This is a genomic window from uncultured Romboutsia sp. (assembly GCF_958366745.1).
Lineage (GTDB): Bacteria > Bacillota > Clostridia > Peptostreptococcales > Peptostreptococcaceae > Romboutsia > Romboutsia timonensis.
On the sequence record NZ_CATXCO010000269.1, the window covers coordinates 1 to 2,881 of the forward strand.

The window sequence follows — 2,881 nt, forward strand, 5'->3', positions numbered from 1 at the left end:
TGTCTTTTATTTCACTCATGCCTTCTATCCTCTCCTGTATTTATTTTGAAAAGATTATATTCTCTTCTTAATAAAATATATGATTTTATAAGATACATGTTACTAATTTAGATTCTCTATTTAATAATTTTTACTAATATATGTATAAATTTGCATATTTTAATATAAATATTAGTATAAAGATTTTTAGGAGGATAGTTATGTCTTTTATAGATAAAACAAATATAGTAATAAAAAAAAATAACAACGACTTATATTACTTTGACATAGATAAAGATATAGTATTAACTAAAATAAATAATAAAAATGATATTTTACTACCTAAAATTTTATTTACTGGGGACTATTCCTTTGTAGATATATGGCTAGATACAAATGAAAAAGACAATATCTATGGAATCATCAATGATAAAAAAGGAAAAATATTAAACTTAAATATAGAAGAAGATAATATCGATAAACATACTATGATAAAATATGATTATAAAAACTTTATAGTAAAGTTTCCATATACAAAACACATATATAATATAAAACATACTATATATTACTCAATAAACAAAAGTATACCTCTTTTAGCAAATCTAATTCATATATATGAAGATGATAATATTTATGTAAAAAATACAATAGATTTTATAGACTATAATATTCTTAGTAACTTCGTTGTAGCCTACTCAAATAACAGACCTATTATATTTTACTTTAAGCTAGTCGATAAATTTGAAGAATTATTTGTATCTACCTTTGATTTAAATTCTCGTTCTTGGTCTAAGCCTATTCAAATTACTAAATCAAATAAGAATAAAATATATTTATCTGTTTTACAAGATGAAAGCAGTAACTATCATATAGTATTTTCAGAAAACCACGATAACAAATATTATTGCAAATATGTCAATATCAGTTTAGAAAATAATTTTTTGAAAATAAATCAAGAGTCTATTATAAGTAAAGATGTTATGTGCTTATTTCCAAGTATAATAAAAGAAAATTCTACTATATATATACAGTGGGTTGAATACTTTGATTTGTACATTTGTAAATCATGTGATTTAGGAATGAATTGGAGCAAACCTATAATGGATAAGAATATATCTAATCAACCATTTATAAGATATCAATACATTTCTGATAATATAACTTCAATATTTGCACCTAAAAACAATTTAAGTTTAAATTCTTTACCTATAAAATGAGGAGTATCTTATAAGATACTCCTCATTTTATAGATAAAGATTCTAAAATTTTTATTAGTTCATATTTTTATTGTTATTTTTAGATTCTATTTGAGCTTTAATAAGCTCTGATTGTCTTTTTAATTCATCTATTTTATATCTTATGGCATTTAACTTTGCTTCCATTGAATTTCTAGCCTTTTCTGTTTCAGCATTTCTCATACCTTCTTCAGTTTGTTCATACATCATCTCTAATGCATTTATCTTTTCATTTATTTTATCATATACCATTTGAGGGTTATTGTATAATATTTCCCTTTTCTTATCTATCATAGATAATACTTTAAAATAAATAAATGTGATTATTATATTTACTATAATCTCAAATATGTCTGTGCTCATTCTATTAGTTATAGCTATTACTCCTATAAACACAATTAAGTTGAATAAAAGTAAGTTATTTAATATTTTTCTATTTTCAGTATGCTTTCCTTCTTCTTTATATTTCATAAATCTATAAGGTATAGATATTGTTAATATAGGCGCCAAAAATATTATCTTCATGTCTATAAGAGCGTATACAATACTTAGCATAGTAACTAAAGTCGTAGTTTTGCTCATTAAGTCTACTCGTCTCATATTATTCTCCTTAGTTTTTAAATATAAAAATTCTTTTTAATATAAAATGATATTATATATTTTATCATACCTTATAAATAAAATATATATTTTTATATCAAATTTTAATTTATAAGATGTCCCATTATAAAAACATGGAAATCCTTGATAAATATATATCAATTCAGTTTGTACACAAATATTTGTCCTAAAACATATAATAAAATATATATTAGTGATGGTATTTTTAGCCTATTAAACAACCTTTTTAATCTAGACTTTGATAGTATTTTGTATCTCTTGCGTATACAAATGATAATATTATGAGATTAATTTAATTTATAGGAGGTAGGCAATTATGAAATGTTGTATGTGTGGATTTGAATTAGAATATAATTATTGTCATTTAGTTGATAGAGGTCTAGTATTTTGTTCTATTGAATGTTTGAAGGAAAACTATGATGAAAAATATGAAGGAACATTACCGGTAGAAAAACCTAAAATGACATTTGGAGATGCTATAACTAAATTAAAGGAAGGATATAAGGTAAGAAAAGTAGACTGGGATGAAAGTCATTATATTTATATGGATGAAGAAGGATATGTTAGAAGAAGAGATGGTAATAAGTCTTTTATTAAATTAAATAATGATGTATGGGAGGAATTCAAATAAAGCAAAAATACACCTTTTAATTTATTCTTACAGTATTAATTTAATAACATAAAAAACAGGATAGCTACTTAAACCATCCTATAAATTATAAGTATTTAGTTTGCATTTCTTATATTATAATATACTTGATCATTTAGTATATAAATATATACTACCTCTTTATCAAAGTCCATAACAACTATAGCGAAATTAGTTTCTAGACCATTATTTAATAAGAACTCTTTTAACGCTTTAGCAGAATTTAAACATTGATAAATATATTTATTCCATTCATCTATATTTCCATTTTCTGCAACATATTCATCCATATGAAGCTTCAATATTAAAGTTTTTCCATCTTCTGATTTAATAATATTATGTCTTTGGTCATAAAAACTATTATCTATAACTGGTTTTAATAATTTATATGCTT

General features: G+C 22.5%; 4 protein-coding genes. 2 read left to right on the forward strand and 2 right to left on the reverse strand.

The window, feature by feature from the left end; all coding sequences use genetic code 11:
• The first annotated feature begins 200 nt into the window (after positions 1–200).
• Positions 201–1,199 (forward strand): hypothetical protein, encoded by a 999-nt coding sequence (locus Q5F54_RS12510; RefSeq protein ID WP_288525969.1) that lies wholly within the window; start codon positions 201–203, stop codon positions 1,197–1,199.
• A gap of 54 nt (positions 1,200–1,253) precedes the next feature.
• On the opposite strand, the gene Q5F54_RS12515 is transcribed toward Q5F54_RS12510, so the two are convergent.
• On the reverse strand, positions 1,254–1,817 hold the full coding sequence (locus tag Q5F54_RS12515) for a hypothetical protein (RefSeq protein WP_288523633.1): 564 nt from the start codon (positions 1,815–1,817) through the stop codon (positions 1,254–1,256).
• A gap of 337 nt (positions 1,818–2,154) precedes the next feature.
• On the opposite strand from Q5F54_RS12515, the gene Q5F54_RS12520 reads away from it, so the two are divergent.
• A complete protein-coding gene (locus Q5F54_RS12520) occupies positions 2,155–2,469 on the forward strand; it encodes a hypothetical protein (RefSeq protein ID WP_281537875.1) in 315 nt (104 codons plus the stop codon).
• Positions 2,470–2,564: 95 nt separating this feature from the next.
• On the opposite strand, the gene Q5F54_RS12525 is transcribed toward Q5F54_RS12520, so the two are convergent.
• Positions 2,565–2,881 (reverse strand): hypothetical protein (locus Q5F54_RS12525; RefSeq protein WP_302334533.1); only part of this gene is annotated, 317 nt, incomplete at its 5' end.

Excerpts from the sequence above, each read along its gene's own strand:
- Q5F54_RS12515 (WP_288523633.1), bottom strand. The coding sequence starts at position 1,817 with ATGAGACGAGTAGACTTAATGAGCAAAACTACGACTTTAGTTACTATG.
- Q5F54_RS12510 (WP_288525969.1), top strand. The coding sequence starts at position 201 with ATGTCTTTTATAGATAAAACAAATATAGTAATAAAAAAAAATAACAAC.
- Q5F54_RS12520 (WP_281537875.1), top strand. The coding sequence starts at position 2,155 with ATGAAATGTTGTATGTGTGGATTTGAATTAGAATATAATTATTGTCAT.